Genomic DNA, 17102 nt, shown 5'->3' with positions numbered 1-17102 from the left:
CTGCAATGAATAGCTTGTACAATGCCGACGTGTTTGAACTGCGTCGCGGGATAGGTGGGGGAGTTATTCGCTGTTGTTGGAAGGACGATATCTTCCGATAACAAATACCGACGCCAGCCCGATTAAATCAAGCGTGATTAACGTACCGGCAAACACCATTTCGCCTTTCCAGGCAAAAAAAGTCGCGATCGCCAGAATAGTCATGGTAATGGCGAATGCTATCCACTCAATCTGTTGTCGCAGTTGACGGGCATCAGTATGACACCCGTTGTGGATAGCATGATGGATTAAGCCGGGCGTGAAAAGAACCCACCCGGCCAGGGGGATCAGGCGATGCGTTGCAGCGTGGTGTCGGCACTGGGGGTAATGCGTACCGGCACGGATTTGGACGTCGGGGTGAAGGTGCCATCGCCGTAGCTGGATAATGGCACCAGCGGATTGGTTTCCGGATAGTACGCCGCCAGATTACCGCGAGGAATGTTATAGCTGACCAACCGAAACCCGCTGACTTTACGCTCGATGTGGTCATGCCACAGGGTTTCGATATCCACCCGCTCGCCGTCTTGTAGACCCAGCGCGGCGATGTCCTCCGGGTGCATAAACAGCACGTCACGTTGGCCGTACACGCCGCGATAACGGTCATCCAACCCGTAAATCGTGGTGTTGTACTGGTCGTGGGAACGCAGTGTTTGCAGGGTAAACGGTGCCGGGGTATCACCGTATACCGGCACCACGCTGTCGGGTAAGGCGGCGGCGCTGAAACCGGCTTTACCGGTGGCGGTGTTGAAACGGTAGTCGGCGGCAGCGTTACCCAGCCAGAATCCCCCCGGTTCGGCGCAGCGCTGATTGAAGTCAGCAAAACCCGGCAGGGTGGCGGCGATGTGATCGCGGATCAGGTTATAGTCGGCCGCCAGCGCCAGCCAGTCGAGGTGCGCGTTGCCGAGGACGGCGTGGGCAATGCCCGCCACGATGGCCGTTTCCGAGCGTTGTTGGTCCGATAACGGCGGGCTTATCCCCTCAGAGGCATGCACCATGCTAAACGAGTCCTCGACGGTGACGAATTGTGGGCCACTGGCCTGCACATCCCGTTCGGTGCGCCCCAGCGTCGGCAGAATCAACGTATCACGCTGTGCGGTAATCAGGTGGCTGCGGTTGAGTTTGGTGCTGATATACACCGCCAGTTCGCAGCGGCTAAGCGCCTGTGCGGTGCGCTCGGTATCCGGTGCGGCGGCGGCCAGATTGCCACCCAGCGCGATTAAGACTCGCACCTCATCACGCAGCATCGCCTCCAGCGCTTGTACGGTATTGTGGCCGTGGCCGCGCGGCGGGGTAAAACCGAAGTGACGTGCCAGACTGTCGAGCATCGCGTCAGAGGGTTTTTCATCAATCCCCATGGTGCGGTTACCCTGCACATTGCTATGGCCTCGCACCGGGCACAAACCTGCCCCCGGCTTGCCGAGCTGACCAAACAACAGTTGCAGGTTGACGATTTCCCGTACCGTCGCGACCGAGTGACGGTGTTGAGTCACCCCCATCGCCCAGGTGCAGATCACCCGCTCAGAGCGCCGGTAAATATCGGCGACATAGCGGATTTGCGCCTCACTCAGCCCGGACTGCTGGACTATTTTGTCCCACGAGGTGGCATCCACCTGTTGCAGATAGGCGTTGACGCCGTCGGTATGCTTATCAATGAAGCCCTGATCGAACAGCCCGGCATCTCCCGCGTTCAGCCGTTGACGATGGACTTCCAGCAATGCTTTCACCATGCCGCGGACTGCCGCCATGTCACCGCCCAGATGCGGTTGCAGGTAGGTTTCACTGATGGTGCCGGACAGTGGCGTCAGTAATTCCAGCGGGTTTTGCGGGTTGGCGAAGCGTTCCAGACCCCGTTCGCGCAAGGTATTAAACGCCACGATATGCGCACCGCGATCGGCGGCATGTCGCAAGCTGTGCAGCATACGGGGGTGATTGGTACCGGGATTCTGACCGAAGACGAAAATGGCGTCGGCGTGTTCGAAATCCGCTAATCGAACCGTGCCTTTACCCACGCCAATGCTCTGTTTCAGCCCGGTACCGCTGGCTTCATGGCACATGTTGGAGCAGTCGGGGAAATTATTGGTGCCCGCCATACGGCCGAACAGTTGGTACAGGTACGAGGCTTCGTTACTGGCCCGACCGGAGGTATAAAGCTCCATCTGGTCGGGGTGTTCCAGCGTGCGGATATGGCTGGCGATAAGCGCGAAGGCATCGTCCCAGCTTATCGGCACGTAATGGTCGCGCTCCGGGTCGTAACGCAGCGGGTGAGTCAGCCTGCCTTGATATTCGAGAAAATAATCGCTCTGGCGGCGCAGTGTACTGACGCTGTGCTCAGCGAAGAAGTCCGGCCCGGCAGCTTTGCGGGTGGCTTCCCAACTGACCGCCTTGGCACCGTTTTCACAAAAGCTGAAGGTACTGCTGTTGTCATCTCCCCAGGCACAGCCGGGGCAGTCGAATCCTTTGCTTTTGTTGACTCGCATCAAATTACGGATATTTTTCAGCGCTTGCTTGCTGTCCAGTACAAAGCGGGTGGTGGCTTCCAGTGAGCCCCAACCGCCAGCAGCGGCGCGGTATGGCTTAATGGCAGATTTAAATTTCATGATTCGCTACGCAGGTGATGATGTTTTTAGTATGTAAAAAAATCTTTAAAACTTTGCTTGCTAATCAAGAGTGTAGGCGGCGTGCCACAGGGCGTCTAATCAAAGGAGGTAATAGCGGGATAGAGGGGGTTTATCGTGGTGGTCATCTCTGCTGCGCCAGAGGGGGGTGGTATACTGCCCCAGCCTGACATGCTGGAGAATCTGATGGACATTAAGCAACTTATCTACTTGTGCAATCTGGAAAAAGAGCGCCATTTCGGCCGTGCGGCCGAGGCCAGTTTTGTCAGCCAGCCGACGTTATCGATGCGACTGAAGAACCTGGAGCGGGAGCTGGGGCTGTCGCTTATCAATCGGGGTAACAATTTCGAGGGGTTTACCGCCGAAGGCGAGCGGGTATTGGCCTGGGCGCGGGAAATGGTGTCGGTGTATCAGGGGTTGAAGCTGGAGGTGGCATCACTGGCACGCGGTACCAGCGGGTTGTTGCGCATCGGTGCGGTGCCACAATGCAGCCTGGCAGTACCGGCCTTGCTGGCCGAGGTCAGCCGTACCTACCCGGAGATGGATTATCAGGTCGCACTGTTTAGCGCTGATCAGTTACTGGAAGCACTCACCGCCCATACGATGGATGTCGGGATCGGTTTTTTCGAGCTGACGACGCTGCGTGAGTTACATTTTCAGGCCTCATCGCTGGCGGAGCAGGGGGCCTCGCTGCTGTATCATCCACGCTACTTTCCCACGCTACAGGGAGACGGCCCACTGACATTAGCGGAACTGGCGACCGTGCCGTTGTGTCTGGCGGAACCCAGCCGTTACTTTCGTCGCTATCTGGACGGTCAGTTCCGGGAAGCCGGGGTGACGCCACGAGTGCGGGTGGAAAGCACCTCGATACTGCAATTGATGCAAAGTGTGTTCGTTGGGCTGGGGTGCGGCATTGTACCCAATGGCAGTTTGCTGCCGGAGATGACCCCGGAACTGGCCTGGCGGCCGTTGGCACTGACACCGATGTCGCGACACGGTGCGGTGGTGATTGCCGAAGCCGGGCGGGCCACCATGCTGGCACAACATTTCTTTGACGCCGCGCAGCACTGGCTGGGCGAGCATTCACCGCCGCAATAAGATGCGAGAACGGGCGGCAAGGCAATAGCCATAATCGAGATAATAAAACTACAAGCGGGGCAATAACAGAGAGGATGGCGAACGAGATAGAATGGGAGGGAACCCTGTGCCAGACCGGAATCCGGCACAGGTGGCGTGATTATTCGCCCAGTTCCAGCTCGTTCATCGCGGCGATGTTGAAGCCGCCGTCAACGTGCAGGATTTCACCGGAGATACCGGCTGCCAGGTCAGAACACATGAACGCGGCAGCGTTGCCCACGTCTTCAATGGTGACCACGCGGCGGATCGGCGTGACGGCTTCGCAGTGAGACAGCATCTTCTTGAAGTTCTTGATGCCGGAAGCAGCCAGCGTACGGATCGGGCCTGCAGAAATGGCGTTGACGCGAACACCTTGCGCGCCCATGGCGTTAGCCATATAGCGTACGTTAGCTTCCAGAGAGGCTTTAGCCAGACCCATGACGTTATAGTTCGGGATGGCGCGCTCAGCACCCAGGTAGGACAGGGTGATCAGGCCAGAGTTCGGGTTCAGCATGCTGCGGCAGGCTTTCGCCATTGCTACAAAGCTGTAGGCGCTGATGTCGTGAGCGATGGAGAAGCCTTCGCGGGTAACGGCGTTGACATAGTCGCCATCCAACTGGTCGCCCGGCGCGTAAGCGATGGAGTGCACGAAGCCATCAAAGTTCGGCCACACTTTCGCCAGTTCAGTGAACAGTGCCTCAATGCTGGCATCTTCTGCCACATCACAGGGTAACACGATGCTCGAACCAAACTCTTTGGCAAACTCATCCACACGCGGCTTCAGCTTGTCATTCTGGTAGGTGAACGCCAGTTCTGCACCTTCACGATGCATTGCCTGTGCGATACCGTATGCGATGGAGCGGTTGCTGGCAACGCCCGTTACCAGAATGCGCTTACCGTTAAGAAAACCCATGGCAGTATCCTTGTGATCATTGTTACTGCGATCATCGTTAATAAAAATAATTATTTACCATGATCGATGTGAATAAACTGGGCGATTCTAGCATGTATGGTGCCCCAAGGGGTACTCCAACCACTGGAGGCTGGAGAGGCTTTCACCCCATCGATACGGCTTACCCGGCGACGTCGTCTATTTCAGCACAGATTTTTACGGGCGGTGACTGTCCTGTCGCCAGGCGTCGGCGCTCAGTGCCTCACCAAAGTGACTGGCGATCAAGCGCTTGGTCAGGTCGTGTAACGGCGATGCCAGCACATCGGCGGTGCTGCCACGCTCGACCACTTCGCCCGCCTGCATCACCAGAATCTGGTCGCTGATGTGCTTCATCATGCCCAGATGCTGGGTGACGTAGATATAGGAGATGCCGTGTTTTTCCTGTAGCTCCAGCATCAGGTTGATTATCTGGGAGCGTACCGACATATCCAGTGACGCCAGCACTTCGTCGGCCACGATCACCTTGGGTTGCAGAATCAACGCCCGCGCCAGCCCGATACGCTGTTTCTGACCCGGTGCCAGTGCGTGCGGGTAGTAGGTGGCGTGGTCGGCACGCAGGCCAACCTGACGCAACGCCAGATTAATGGCTTTTTCGCGCTCTTGCGGCGTCAGGTTGGTATTGAGCCGCAGCGGCAACTCCAGTAGCTGACCAATCCGCTGGCGTGGGTTGAGTGAGTTAGCTGAATCCTGAAAGATCATGCGAATACGCTGGCTGCGGTAGAGATAGTCACCGTACTGCAGCGGATGATCGTCAATGACCAGCTCGCCGGAGGTGGGTGGGATCACGCCGCTCAGCATCTTGGCCAGCGTGGACTTGCCCGACCCGTTCTCGCCGATGATCGCCAGCGTTTGCCGCTCACGCAGCGTAAAACTCACCGATTTCACCGCCTCAACGTGCTGACGTCGGAACCAGCCGGTACGGTAGCGGAAGGTTTTGGTGAGATTACGGGCTTCCAGCAGGGTTTCCACCATCAGGATTCCTCCATATTGAGCGGGAAGTGGCAGGCGTACCAATGGGTTTTCACCGGAACGAGCGGTGGTGCGGTCATACAGCGTTTTTGCGAATAGGGACAACGCGGCCCCAGCCGACAGCCGACGGGCAGGTGCGCCAGCGCCGGAATCGCCCCCGGCAGCGCATTCAGGCGGCTCTTGTGTGGCAATGAACAGCCGAAGTCCGGCATGGCGCGGATCAATGCCTGGGTGTAAGGGTGGTGCGGTGCGCTGATCAATTCATCGCTGACCGCGCTTTCCACTGTCTGGCCGCAGTACAACACGTTGATACGATCCGCCCATTTGCTCATGGTCTGCAAATCGTGACTGATTAACAAAATGGTGGTGTTGTTGTTCTGGTTAAGCCGGGAAAGCAGGCGGAAAATCTGCGCCTGTGTCGTGGCTTCCATCGCGTTGGTTGGCTCATCGGCAATCAGCAATCTGGGCTGGTTGGCCAGTGCTATGGCGATCATCACCTTCTGGCACTCCCCCTCGGTCAGTTCATAGGGGTAGCTGCGCATAATGTCTTTATGGTCTTTGATGCCGACGCGGTGCAGCAATTCGATGGCCCGGCGTTTGCGCCAGTTGACGCGCTGCCACCAGCGGCCTTTGTACGTCCAGCCAGGAATGGATTGAATCAACTGGCGACCGACACGCGCGGAGGGATCCAGACAGGATTGTGGTTCCTGAAAGATCATCGACATGTTGTGCCGCACCAGTTTACGGCGCTGACGGGGCGTGAGCTGGAGCAAATCCACGTCATCGAAACGGAAACGATCGGCGGTAATACGCCAGTTTTCCTTGTTGATGCCGCAGATGGCTTTGGCGATAAGGCTCTTGCCAGAGCCGGATTCCCCCACCAGCCCGCGAATTTCACCCTCGTTAAGGCTGATGCTGACGCGATCCACCGCTTTCACCGGGCCATCCGGGGTGAGGAATTCAATGGTCAGATTACGAATTTCCAGTAATGCCATGATGCAGTTCCGTCACTATTCGGTTTGAGCGAGCAGGGCGCGGCGAATGCCGTCCCCCAACAGATTAACGATCAGTACGCTGACAGTAATGGCTGCTCCGGGCAGCATCACCGTCCACGGTGCGGCGTACACCAGCTCCAGCGAATTACCCAGCAACACACCCCATTCGGTGGTGGGGAGTTGCGCACCGAGATTGAGAAAGCCGAGTGCGGCGATATCCAGAATGGCGATGGAGAGCGCACGGGTGATTTCACTGACCAGTATCGGCAGGATGTTGGGCACCACGGCATACCAGAGCAGGTAGAGTGTGGAGGCACCATCCAGCCGGGCAGCGGTCACGTACTCTTTTTCCAGTTCGTCATGCACAGCGGAATAAATCGTGCGCACCATACGCGGCAACAGCGCCATCCACACCGCCAGCATGGCGTGGCTCAGTTGCGGGCCGATAAACGCGATCACCACCATTGCCAGCAGCAACGATGGAATCGACAGCAGCGGGTCGAGAATATGGTTGAGTACCGCAGAACGCAGGCCGTGGGTCACCCCGGCCAGCATGCCGAGCACAATACCGACCAGCGTGGCGGCCAGCGTAACCAGCAGCGCCGAGCCAAAGGTCGGCGCGGTGCCGCTCAGCAAGCGGCTCAGCAGGTCGCGGCCCAGGTCATCGGTGCCGAGAAAAAACGACACTTCGCCATAACGTGACCAGGACGGCGGCAGCAACTGGTAGCCGAGAAATTGTTGATCCAACGCGTAGGGTGCCAGTGTGTTGCCAAACAGGCATAACCCCAGCAGCAACAGGAATCCGTAAAAACCCACCATCGCCATCCGGTCCTGCCGGAAGTCTGTCCAGGTGTCGACCCAGCGGCTGGGGAGTGCTTTTTCGCCGTAGATGTTATCGGAGTGCATACCATTCCTTATGTTTCAGCGGGTTTGTCATGGCGCCCCAGATATCGGACAGTACGTTGATGGTGATCACCAGCGCGCCGACCACCATCACCCCGGCGGAAATCGCCGCAAAATCCTGCTGGCGGATGGCGTTGACCAGCCAGCGGCCAAGGCCCGGCCAGTTAAACACTACCTCGGTAATCATCTCCAGTGTCAGCATGGTGGAGAATTGCAGCCCCAGTTGCGGAATGATCGGCGGCAGGGCGTTATGCAACAGGTGACGGCGGATGACCGTCGCGCGGGGTAACCCACGGATAATCGCCGCTTTAATGTAATTCTGGGTGCCGATGTCGGTGGTGCTGATACGCATCAGGCGAATCACTTCGGTAGTCGGGCCGACGGATAACACCAGTACCGGCAAAATCATGTGCTGTATGGCGCTGGCGATCATCTCGTCCCGGTAGGGGGAATGGGAAAGCCAGGCATCGATCAGCGCAAAACCGGTCACCGGCGGCACCGGGTAAAGCAGGTCAAAACGACCGGAAACCGGCAACCAGCCCAGATGCAGCGAAAAGAATAAGGTCATTAACAGCGCCAGCCAGAATACCGGCAAGGAAAAGCCCAGCAGTGCCAGCGCGCTGATCACCCGATCGGCAGCTTTGTGTTGCAACACGCCAGTGGTGATACCGAGTGGGATACCCACCAGCAGCGACAGCGAAAACGCCAGCAGGCATAGTTCGACGGTGGCGGGCAAAATATCGCGCAACTGCTCGCTAATCGGCTGTCCGTTAATACTGGAAACGCCAAAATCCCCCTGCAACAGGCTGACGAAATAAAAGCGATAGGCGTCGAACAGCGCCGCCCCGCTCAGTGGGGCGTGTGGGGTGTAATACAGCAGACTAAAGCCGATCAGCGACAGCAGAAACAGCGTGACCAGCAGCAACAACAAGCGACGAAGGGTAAAGATAATCACGGCTGTTCCCCCTGGATCGGCGCATTGGAAGATGGATCAACGGCGTGCTCATCCGGTTTGTCTTTATGACCATCGCTGCCGTCCTCACGGTAAACACCGGCGAAGGAGGCGTTACCAAACGGACTGAGCACCAGTCCTTTGATGTCGTAGCGATAGGCCTGCATCCGCAGTGATGAGGCCAGCGGCAGCACCGGCAACTGCTCGGTCAGAATGTGATGGGCGACCCGGTAGTACTCCATACGTCGGGAGAGTTGCTGGGAAGAGAGCGCATCCTGCAAGACCTGATCGAAATCGGGATCACACCAGTGAGCATAGTTGGTTTGGGAGCGGATAGCGGCACAGCTCAATAACGGGCGGAACACACTGTCTGGGTCGTTACTGTCGGTAGCCCAACCGGCCAGCGTCAGGTCGTGGTTCATCTCCATCAGACGCGCTTCCTGAAAACGGCCCTCTACCGGCATGATGGTCACCCGAATGCCGATTTGCGCCAGGTCAGCCTGAATCAGTTCGGCGGTTTTCACCGGGCTGGGGTTATAGGACTGCGACGCGCTCGGCACCCACAATTGCAATTGCAGGCCGTGAATGCCCAGCACTTTAAGTAACTGGCGCGCTTTATCCGGGTTGTACTCGGAAATCTGCGCTTCGTTGTCGTAAGCCCAGGAGGCGCGCGGCAGAATCGAGGCGGCGGTTTCGGCGGTGCCATAGTAAATCGACTGCATCAGACGATCGTTATTGATAGCCAGCGCGATGGCGTGACGCACGCGAGCATCATCCAGCGGTGGTTTGCGCACGTTAAACGCCAGATAGGCGACGTTCATCCCCGGTCGCAGCGATAGCCGCAAACGAGGGTCATTACGCAGAATGCTTAACTGACTGGCGGCCGGGTAAGCCAGCACGTCGCACTCGCCCGTCAACAGTTTTGACAGGCGACCGGTCCCACCGGCACCCAGGTCGATAACCACCTGCTCCATACGGGGCTCGCCGCGCCAGTAATTATCGTTGCGTTTGAGCCGCACGTACTGCCCGTAGCGATACTGTTCCAGCCGGTAAGGGCCAGTCCCCACCGGTTGGCGGTCAAGCAGTTCCCGGCGGTCCTGGCGGGTCAGTTGCTGGGCGTATTCCGCCGACAGGATAGGCGCATAATGGGTAGCGAGGTGCCACAGGAACGAGGCGTCAGGGCTTTGCAGACGGAACTCGATGGTGTAATCGCCCAGCTTGCGGATGCTTTGTATGTTATCCGCCAGTTGCAGACTGTCGAAGTAAGGATATTCGCCGCCGTTGACATCATGGAACGGGTGCTTTTTATCCAGCATGCGCTGGAAACTGAACAACACATCGTCAGCGTTCATCATCCGGCTGGGGGTAAACCAGGCGGTCTTCTGGAACGGCACATCACGACGCAGGGTGAAACGGTAGGTCGCGCCGTTGTCGGTAACTTCCCAGTGCTGCGCCAGTTCCGGCATCAAGCGATAGGTATAAGGGTCAACGCCCAGCAAACGGTCATAGAGTTGTGCGGCCAGCGTATCCACCATCAGCCCGCTACGCGCCATCTGGGGATTGAAGGTGTTGAGAACGTCGTTGACGCAATAGACAAAACCGCTCTGGCGGATAGGGGGCACCGGCGCGTCGGGGACGGTCGGCGTCTGTGCCAGAGCGGACTGTGTCAGCCAGGCCAGCGCCAGTATGAGAATGTGTTTTCCAGACATACGGTTTTTTTCAGACAATCGGCAATACAGAGAGTGTACCGCACTCTGTGATTCCACCCAATTTCTTACGCTTATCTGCCGGTTTTTTCTACAAACTGCTGGGGTTGTCGGCAGCGGCTGGCAGGTATTTGTACACCACGGAAAACATAAACCCGGTACTTAAAATTGTTATGTTATAACATATCTTTTTTGTGGTAGTATGCGCAGCCAGGCGGTGACTCGCGCTAAGTCGGTCGCCGGGCAATCATTTTTGAGCAGGAGCACTCGCATGCAACCTTTACCCGTTACCGTACTCTCCGGCTTTTTGGGGGCCGGGAAAACCACGGTGCTGAACCATATTCTGAATAATCGTCAGGGACGTCGGGTCGCGGTGATCGTCAATGACATGAGTGAAGTGAATATCGACGCTGATTTGGTTAACCAGGAGGTGACGCTGGATCACCGCCAGGAAAAGCTGGTGTCGATGAGTAACGGTTGTATCTGCTGCACCCTGCGGGAAGATTTGCTGGTGGCGGTGCGCGAACTGGCTCGCACCGGGCGTTACGATTATCTGTTGATCGAGTCCAGTGGCATTTCCGAGCCGTTGCCGGTGGCAGAGACGTTTACGTTTGAAGACGAACAAGGGCAATGTCTGTCTGAGTTCGCCCGCCTGGATACGATGGTCACCGTGGTGGATGGTGCCAGCTTTCTGGCGCAGTACCAGGCGGCGGAAAGCCTGCAATCGGTGGGGCAGAGCCTGGGAGACGACGATGTTCGCAGTGTCACCGATCTACTGATTGAACAAATTGAGTTTTGCGATGTGCTGCTGGTCAGTAAAACCGATGAAATGGCCGACAGCCAGCGTGATGAGGTGATCGCTATTCTCCACACGCTCAATCCTTCCGCACGTATTCTGCCGATTGCACACGGGCAGGTGCCGATGGACGAAGTGTTAAATACCGGGCGTTTTAATATGCAAACGGCGGCCATGACGCCGGGCTGGCTACAGGAGCTACGCGGTAGCCATACACCGGAAACCGAAGAGTATGGCATCGGTAACTTTGTCTATCAGGCACGCAGGCCGTTTCACCCCCAGCGCTTCTATGACTTTCTGAGCCGCGAGGAGTGGGGGCCGGGTCGTCTGCTGCGCTCCAAAGGGTTTTTCTGGCTGGCGAGCCGTCCGTTCGAGGCCGGATCCTGGCATCAGGCTGGGGGGATTTTGCGCTACGGGCTGGCCGGTCTGTTCTGGAAAGCGGTCGCACCAGAGCGCTGGCCGCAGGACGAAGAAACCCTGGCGGCGATTCGGGAGAAATGGCAGGAGCCGTTTGGCGATATGCGACAGGAAATTGTGTTTATTGGCCAACATCTGGATCAGGCGTGGATTACCGCCCAACTGAATGCCTGCCTGCTCACGGATGAGGAACTGCTGGGTGGCGTGGAGAGCTGGCAGGATTTGCTCGACCCTTTTGACGAGTGGTAACGCGCACCGCCCCCGGTTTTATCGCCGGGGGCAGTATTGCTACGTCGGGGCTTTGCAGGCCACAGTTAGTCACTGGCACCGATCTCGTGCTTTTTCAGCAGGCCGCGAAACTGATGATAGGTGAGTGCCAGCAACCCGGCGGCTTTACGCTGGTTAAACTGCGCCTGAACGAGCGCCCGCTCTACCAATTGTCGCTCCTGATGGTGCTGCCAGTCACGCAGATTCAACGGCAGGGTGGGTAAGCCCGTCGCACCCGCGTGTGGCGAGTCGAGCGCCAGTGCGGGGGGGGCCAGTGGCGTAAACGGGTTAAGGATAATGCGGTCCACCGTGTCCGGGTTGGCACCATGGCGGTACAGCGATCGTTCCACCACGTTTTTTAGCTCGCGGATATTGCCCGGCCAGCTGTAGTCCAGCAGGGTACGTTCCGCCTGTGGGCTGAAGCCGGGAAACAGCGGCAAGCCCAATTCCCGGCACATCTGTACCGCGAAATGCTGTGCCAGCAGCATGATGTCTTGCTGGCGTTGGCGCAGTGGCGGCAGGTGCACTACATCGAACGCCAGCCTGTCAAGCAGGTCTGCGCGGAACTTGCCCTGTGCCGCCAGCGCTGGCAGGTCTTCGTTGGTGGCGCACACTAGCCGGACATCCACCTGTAGCGGTTGCCCGCCGCCCACACGTTCCAGTACGCCGTATTCGATCACCCGCAACAGCTTTTCCTGCACCAGCATCGGCGCGGTCGCCAGTTCATCCAGAAACAGGGTTCCGCCGTCGGCACGCTCAAAACGGCCCAGATGACGTTTTTGTGCGCCGGTAAATGCCCCGGCTTCATGACCGAACAGTTCGGAATCCAGCAGGTTATCGTTCAGGGCGGCGCAGTTAAGTGAAATAAACGGCCCCTGCCAACGGGGAGAAAGGTAATGCAGACGGCTGGCAATCAGTTCTTTACCGGTGCCACGTTCGCCAATCACCAGCACCGGTTTGTTGAGCTGCGCCAGTTGGGACACCTGCTCCAGCACCTCCAGAAAACTGTTGGCCTCGCCCAGTAACGAATCCTGTCCATGCGTCATGATATCGCCTTGTATTTTTCACCATATGTTGGTCAATTTGACCATAGCAAAGCACGCGTCTATTGTATATCAAAATCAATAACACATTATTTATCATGTAATTACGATGATTTTAAAAGCTGGCACAGTATTTGATTATGTCAGGATGTCATCAGGCAACGGCTGATGGAGATAACGAACCGGGCGTCGCAGACGCCGGAAATCACTGAGGAGTAGAGTATGGGTATTTTTTCCCGTTTTGCCGACATCGTGAACGCCAATATCACTGCCTTGCTGGATAAGGCGGAAGACCCGCAAAAACTGGTGCGGCTGATGATTCAGGAAATGGAAGATACACTGGTTGAAGTGCGTTCCACCTCCGCCCGGGCATTGGCGGAAAAGAAACAACTGGCTCGCCGTATTGAACAGGCGCGCAGCCAGCAGCAGGAATGGCAGGAAAAAGCCGAGCTGGCGTTACGGCGCGAGCGTGAAGACCTGGCGCGAGCGGCGCTGGTAGAAAAGCAGAAGCTGACGGAACTGGTAACGGTACTGGAGCAAGAGGGTGCGGCGGTTGAAGAAACGCTGGATCGCCTGAAACGCGAAATTGGCGAGCTGGAAAATAAACTGACCGAAACCCGCGCCCGTCAACAGGCGCTGACATTACGCCATCAGGCCGCCAGTTCATCCCGTGATATTCGTCGTCAGTTGGATAGCGGTAAACTGGATGAAGCGATGGCGCGTTTTGAGCAGTTTGAACGCCGTATCGATACCCTGGAGGCGGAAGCGGAAAGCGTGGGGCTGGGTAAACAAAAATCGTTGGATCAACAGTTTGCCGAGCTGAAAACCAGCGACGAGATCGATGCGCAACTGGCTGCGCTGAAAGCGAAAGTCAAACCGGCGGAATAATGATTACTGGTTGCCGTTTCGGCGGCAATCAGGCTGCATCACCATAATAATTAAGGAGAAAAAATGGGTGCTCTGGTAATGACAATGATTCCCCTGACGGTGTTTCTGCTGTTTGTCGCACCGCTGTGGTTGTGGCTGCATTACAGTCAGCGCCGCCGTGCGCCACAGTGGGATCAGGCTGAAATGCAGCGGCTGACCCGGTTAACACAAGACGCACAGCGCATGCGCGAACGGATTGAGGCGCTGGAACAGATTCTGGATGCGGAACATCCCAACTGGAGACAATCCTGATGAACACCCGTGCTGAGCGAAAACTTTACCTGCTGCCGGAAGAGGGCATGATTAAAGGCGTGTGTGCCGGGCTGGCGCGCTATTTCGATGTGCCGGTAAAACTGGTGCGTTTTATTGCCGTGCTGTCGATTTTTTTCGGTCTGTTTCTGATTACGGTCATCGCTTATATCGTTCTCAGTTTCGTACTGGAGCCCGCTCCGCCGGAGGCATACACGACGACACGTGATGAGGCTTCACCGCAGACGTTGCTCGATCAAGCCGATGCGATATTGAGCGCCAGCGAACAACGCTTACGCCATATCGAACGCTATATCACGTCAGAAACCTACGGCGTGCGCAGTAAGTTTCGCCAACTGTAATCGCGCTGCCAGCCACCCGGCTGGCCTGATCTTCTGAGCAGGATTCGCGGCGCAGGTATCGAATTCTGCTCGCCGTTTTTCGCACCGTCGCATTATTGCTTGTGTTTGTGCTGTTTGTTCGGTTTTTTCGTAATTGACAGGTAACGCGGCGGTGGCCGGATATGGCAGGACAATCATATGGCAGGACAACCAACAGGAGTGTCATGGCTTATTCCCATCATGTTAGCCGCTTACAGAACGAGTTCAGCGCGCTGGTCAATCGCAGCGCCGATCGTCACCTGCGGCTGGCCGTTACTGGCCTGAGCCGCAGCGGCAAAACGGCGTTTATTACCTCACTGGTCAATCAATTGTTGAACGCGCAGCATGGTGCGCGGTTGCCGCTGTTTTCGGTGGTGCGCGAAAACCGGTTGTTGGGGGCTCGTCGTATCCCGCAGCGGGATTTGGCTATTCCTCGGTTTGCGTATGACGAAGGCATGGCATCGTTATACGGCGTGCCGCCTGCCTGGCCGACGCCGACGCGTGGGGTGAGTGAAATCCGGCTGGCGCTGCGTTACCGCTCCCGCGACAGCCTGTTGCGTCACTTTCGTGATACCGCCACGCTGTATCTGGAAATCGTCGATTATCCCGGTGAATGGCTGTTGGATTTACCGCTGCTGGAGCAAAGCTACGCCGACTGGTCCCGGCAGATGTCCACCCTGTTGCAGGGGGATAGACTACGCTGGGCGCAGCCCTTTCTGGCGCTGTGTGGAGGGCTTGACCCACTGGCCCCCGCCGATGAAAACCAACTGGCGGCGATCGCCCAGGCGTACACCGACTACCTGTTGCGCTGTAAGCAGGAAGGCTTGCATTTCATTCAGCCGGGGCGTTTTGTGTTACCGGGCGATTTGGCCGGAGCGCCGGTATTGCAGTTCTTCCCCTGGCCCCAGCCCGACGAGCGACTGGACGCTGCGCTGGCGCAGGCAGGCGAGCACACGGTGATCGGGATGTTGCGCCGCCGCTTTGAATACTACTGCCAGCATGTGGTGCGTGAGTTCTATCGCCAGCACTTTGTCCGCTTTGACCGGCAAATCGTACTGGTGGATTGCCTGCAATCGCTCAATCATGGCGTGCAGTCGTTTAACGACATGCGACTGGCGCTGACCCAATTGATGCAGAGTTTTCATTACGGCAAGCGCACGCTGTTGCGCCGGGTATTTTCGCCGTGTATCGACCGGCTGATGTTTGCCGCCAGCCAGTCTGACCATATTACCGCCGACCAGCACGCCAATCTGGTGTCGTTGTTGCAGCAACTGGTGCAGGAGGCCTGGCGCAATGTGGCGTTCGAGGGCATCGAGATCGACTGTGCTGGTATTGCGGCCGTGCAGGCGACGCAAAGCGGCGTGGTGTCGCATCAGGGGCAATCGTTGCCTGCTTTGCGCGGCAACCGGCTGGCGGACGGTGAGCCTATCACCCTGTATCCGGGTGACGTCCCGGCACGGTTACCGGACCCGTCCTTCTGGCGCGAGCAGGGGTTCCATTTCGAACCGTTCCGTCCACAAGAGATGCAGATGGACCTGCCGCTACCGCATATTCGTATGGATACGGTGATGGAGTTTTTACTGGGAGATAAATTGCGATGAGTGAACCGCTGAAGCCTCGCATCACCTTTGACGATACGCCGATTGAGCCAGCGGCCTCATCGTTGCGTCCCTCGGTTGCATTTGACGACGGCGACGCCCGCCATTTCGCGCCGACCGTCGCCGTTGACGATACGCAGACCGATGACGGCGAAGGGGCGGAGCAGGTGGTCAGTGATGCGTTGCGCCCACGTCGTAGTCTGTGGCGACGCATGCTGGGGGCCGGTGTGGCGTTGTTCGGGTTGAGTGCGCTGGCGCAGGGTGGACGTGCGTTGTATCAGGCGTGGGTCGGCCAGGACTGGATTGCGCTTGGCGCTGTGGCCGCCGGTATTCTGATTGTTGGCGCGGGTGTCGGGTCGCTGGCGGTGGAGTGGCGTCGGCTGTACCGGCTGCGCCAGCGGGCGGAAACCCGAGACCGGGCGCGGGCGTTGCTTAACAGTCACGGCACCGGGCAAGCGCGGGCGTTTTGCGAACATCTGGCCCGCCAGGCCGGGCTTGAAGCCGGGCATCCAGCGCTGCAACGCTGGCAGGCATCGCTGCAGGATACCCACAACGACCGCGAAGTGACGGAATTATACGCGCGTCTGGTACAACCGGTGCTGGATGCGCAGGCGCGTCGTGAGATTAGCCGCTCCGCCGCCGAATCCGCCCTGATGATTGCCGTCAGCCCGTTGGCACTGGTGGATATGGCGTTCATTGCCTGGCGCAACCTGCGGCTGGTCAATCGCATCGCCCGGTTGTATGGCATCGAGCTGGGTTATTTCAGCCGTATTCGCCTGTTCCGACTGGTGCTGCTCAATGTGGCGTTTGCCGGTGCCAGTGAACTGGTGCGGGAAATCGGCATGGGCTGGATGTCGCAGGATCTGGCGGCTCGCCTGTCGGCACGTGCCGCGCAAGGGCTGGGGGCTGGGTTGCTGACCGCACGCCTGGGGATCCGCGCCATGGAGTTATGTCGCCCGTTGCCGTGGCTGGATGATAAACCCCGACTGGGTGATTTCCGGCGCGAACTGATTGGCCGGATGCGGGTAAAAACACCGTCGTCACCGGGGGAATAACCCCTGCTACAACCCACTGACTTCCCTCCACAGGTTGTGCATGATGTAACCAGATATATCGCCATTGCGGGTAATAATGGCGATAACTTATCGATTTCTTTCATAAAAAACTGACGCGCCTGT

At 57.8% G+C, this 17102-nt stretch carries 15 protein-coding genes and 1 pseudogene; 7 read left to right on the top strand and 9 right to left on the bottom strand.

The window, feature by feature from the left end; all coding sequences use genetic code 11:
- Positions 1-63: 63 nt before the first annotated feature.
- Together LF929_RS12225 and LF929_RS12220 are read right to left on the bottom strand one after the other, a co-directional pair.
- A pseudogene (locus tag LF929_RS12225) lies at positions 64-225 on the bottom strand (DUF2335 domain-containing protein); the annotation flags it as partial.
- 101 nt (positions 226-326) lie between these two features.
- A complete protein-coding gene (locus LF929_RS12220) occupies positions 327-2636 on the bottom strand; it encodes an FdhF/YdeP family oxidoreductase (RefSeq protein ID WP_210177209.1) in 2310 nt (769 codons plus the stop codon).
- A 204-nt stretch (positions 2637-2840) separates the two neighbouring features.
- On the opposite strand from LF929_RS12220, the gene LF929_RS12215 reads away from it, so the two are divergent.
- A complete protein-coding gene (locus tag LF929_RS12215) occupies positions 2841-3752 on the top strand; it encodes a LysR family transcriptional regulator (protein WP_226093177.1) in 912 nt (303 codons plus the stop codon).
- A 139-nt stretch (positions 3753-3891) separates the two neighbouring features.
- Here the strand turns inward: LF929_RS12215 and fabI are convergent, their stop codons facing one another.
- The 6 genes from fabI to sapA all read right to left on the bottom strand — a co-directional run bounded on the left by fabI (position 3892) and on the right by sapA (position 10250).
- On the bottom strand, positions 3892-4683 hold the full coding sequence (gene fabI / locus LF929_RS12210; protein WP_012884394.1) for an enoyl-ACP reductase FabI: 792 nt from the start codon (positions 4681-4683) through the stop codon (positions 3892-3894).
- Between the two features lie 195 nt (positions 4684-4878).
- Positions 4879-5694, bottom strand: a complete 816-nt coding sequence (gene sapF / locus LF929_RS12205; RefSeq protein WP_038907683.1) for a putrescine export ABC transporter ATP-binding protein SapF — start codon at positions 5692-5694, stop codon at positions 4879-4881.
- On the bottom strand, positions 5694-6686 hold the full coding sequence (gene sapD / locus LF929_RS12200) for a putrescine export ABC transporter ATP-binding protein SapD (RefSeq protein ID WP_038904040.1): 993 nt from the start codon (positions 6684-6686) through the stop codon (positions 5694-5696). The genes sapF and sapD overlap by 1 nt, the downstream gene beginning before the upstream one ends.
- A 15-nt stretch (positions 6687-6701) precedes the next feature.
- Positions 6702-7592 carry a putrescine export ABC transporter permease SapC gene (sapC, locus tag LF929_RS12195; protein WP_226093176.1) on the bottom strand — a complete coding sequence of 297 codons (891 nt, stop codon included), beginning with the start codon at positions 7590-7592 and terminating at the stop codon, positions 6702-6704.
- Positions 7579-8544 carry a putrescine export ABC transporter permease SapB gene (gene sapB / locus LF929_RS12190; RefSeq protein ID WP_023640062.1) on the bottom strand — a complete coding sequence of 322 codons (966 nt, stop codon included), beginning with the start codon at positions 8542-8544 and terminating at the stop codon, positions 7579-7581. Before sapB ends, sapC begins: the two co-directional genes overlap by 14 nt.
- Positions 8541-10250, bottom strand: coding sequence for an ABC transporter substrate-binding protein SapA (gene sapA, locus LF929_RS12185; RefSeq protein WP_210175035.1), 1710 nt, complete (start codon positions 10248-10250; stop codon positions 8541-8543). Before sapA ends, sapB begins: the two co-directional genes overlap by 4 nt.
- Positions 10251-10518: 268 nt before the next feature.
- Between sapA and zigA the strand changes: the two genes are divergently transcribed.
- Positions 10519-11709 (top strand): zinc metallochaperone GTPase ZigA, encoded by a 1191-nt coding sequence (zigA, locus tag LF929_RS12180; protein WP_210175034.1) that lies wholly within the window; start codon positions 10519-10521, stop codon positions 11707-11709.
- A 65-nt stretch (positions 11710-11774) separates the two neighbouring features.
- Here zigA and pspF read toward each other — a convergent pair whose 3' ends face one another.
- Positions 11775-12773 (bottom strand): phage shock protein operon transcriptional activator, encoded by a 999-nt coding sequence (gene pspF, locus LF929_RS12175; RefSeq protein WP_038907691.1) that lies wholly within the window; start codon positions 12771-12773, stop codon positions 11775-11777.
- Between the two features lie 219 nt (positions 12774-12992).
- Here pspF and pspA point away from each other — a divergent pair, with 219 nt between their 5' ends.
- The 5 genes from pspA to LF929_RS12150 all read left to right on the top strand — a co-directional run bounded on the left by pspA (position 12993) and on the right by LF929_RS12150 (position 16979).
- The gene (gene pspA, locus LF929_RS12170; RefSeq protein WP_038907692.1) at positions 12993-13658 is read left to right on the top strand and encodes a phage shock protein PspA; all 666 of its coding nucleotides are present in this window, start codon (positions 12993-12995) and stop codon (positions 13656-13658) included.
- A 63-nt stretch (positions 13659-13721) separates the two neighbouring features.
- Positions 13722-13949 carry an envelope stress response membrane protein PspB gene (gene pspB / locus LF929_RS12165; protein ID WP_012884403.1) on the top strand — a complete coding sequence of 76 codons (228 nt, stop codon included), beginning with the start codon at positions 13722-13724 and terminating at the stop codon, positions 13947-13949.
- Positions 13949-14308 carry an envelope stress response membrane protein PspC gene (gene pspC, locus LF929_RS12160; RefSeq protein WP_012884404.1) on the top strand — a complete coding sequence of 120 codons (360 nt, stop codon included), beginning with the start codon at positions 13949-13951 and terminating at the stop codon, positions 14306-14308. The genes pspB and pspC overlap by 1 nt, the downstream gene beginning before the upstream one ends.
- A gap of 203 nt (positions 14309-14511) precedes the next feature.
- Positions 14512-15927, top strand: coding sequence for a YcjX family protein (locus LF929_RS12155; protein WP_226093175.1), 1416 nt, complete (start codon positions 14512-14514; stop codon positions 15925-15927).
- The gene (locus tag LF929_RS12150; protein WP_226093174.1) at positions 15924-16979 is read left to right on the top strand and encodes a TIGR01620 family protein; all 1056 of its coding nucleotides are present in this window, start codon (positions 15924-15926) and stop codon (positions 16977-16979) included. Before LF929_RS12155 ends, LF929_RS12150 begins: the two co-directional genes overlap by 4 nt.
- Positions 16980-17102 lie beyond the last annotated feature (123 nt).

Source organism: Dickeya oryzae (assembly GCF_020406815.2).
Taxonomy (GTDB): Bacteria; Pseudomonadota; Gammaproteobacteria; order Enterobacterales; family Enterobacteriaceae; genus Dickeya; species Dickeya oryzae.
The sequence above is the reverse complement of the archived record's forward strand: the minus strand, read 5'-3'. Positions and strand labels throughout refer to the sequence as shown.

Coding starts and splice junctions, on each gene's coding strand:
- LF929_RS12220 (WP_210177209.1), bottom strand. CDS start 2,636: ATGAAATTTAAATCTGCCATTAAGCCATACCGCGCCGCTGCTGGCGGT.
- LF929_RS12215 (WP_226093177.1), top strand. CDS start 2,841: ATGGACATTAAGCAACTTATCTACTTGTGCAATCTGGAAAAAGAGCGC.
- fabI (WP_012884394.1), bottom strand. CDS start 4,683: ATGGGTTTTCTTAACGGTAAGCGCATTCTGGTAACGGGCGTTGCCAGC.
- sapF (WP_038907683.1), bottom strand. CDS start 5,694: ATGGTGGAAACCCTGCTGGAAGCCCGTAATCTCACCAAAACCTTCCGC.
- sapD (WP_038904040.1), bottom strand. CDS start 6,686: ATGGCATTACTGGAAATTCGTAATCTGACCATTGAATTCCTCACCCCG.
- sapC (WP_226093176.1), bottom strand. CDS start 7,592: ATGCACTCCGATAACATCTACGGCGAAAAAGCACTCCCCAGCCGCTGG.
- sapA (WP_210175035.1), bottom strand. CDS start 10,250: ATGTCTGGAAAACACATTCTCATACTGGCGCTGGCCTGGCTGACACAG.
- zigA (WP_210175034.1), top strand. CDS start 10,519: ATGCAACCTTTACCCGTTACCGTACTCTCCGGCTTTTTGGGGGCCGGG.
- pspF (WP_038907691.1), bottom strand. CDS start 12,773: ATGACGCATGGACAGGATTCGTTACTGGGCGAGGCCAACAGTTTTCTG.
- pspA (WP_038907692.1), top strand. CDS start 12,993: ATGGGTATTTTTTCCCGTTTTGCCGACATCGTGAACGCCAATATCACT.
- pspB (WP_012884403.1), top strand. CDS start 13,722: ATGGGTGCTCTGGTAATGACAATGATTCCCCTGACGGTGTTTCTGCTG.
- pspC (WP_012884404.1), top strand. CDS start 13,949: ATGAACACCCGTGCTGAGCGAAAACTTTACCTGCTGCCGGAAGAGGGC.
- LF929_RS12155 (WP_226093175.1), top strand. CDS start 14,512: ATGGCTTATTCCCATCATGTTAGCCGCTTACAGAACGAGTTCAGCGCG.
- LF929_RS12150 (WP_226093174.1), top strand. CDS start 15,924: ATGAGTGAACCGCTGAAGCCTCGCATCACCTTTGACGATACGCCGATT.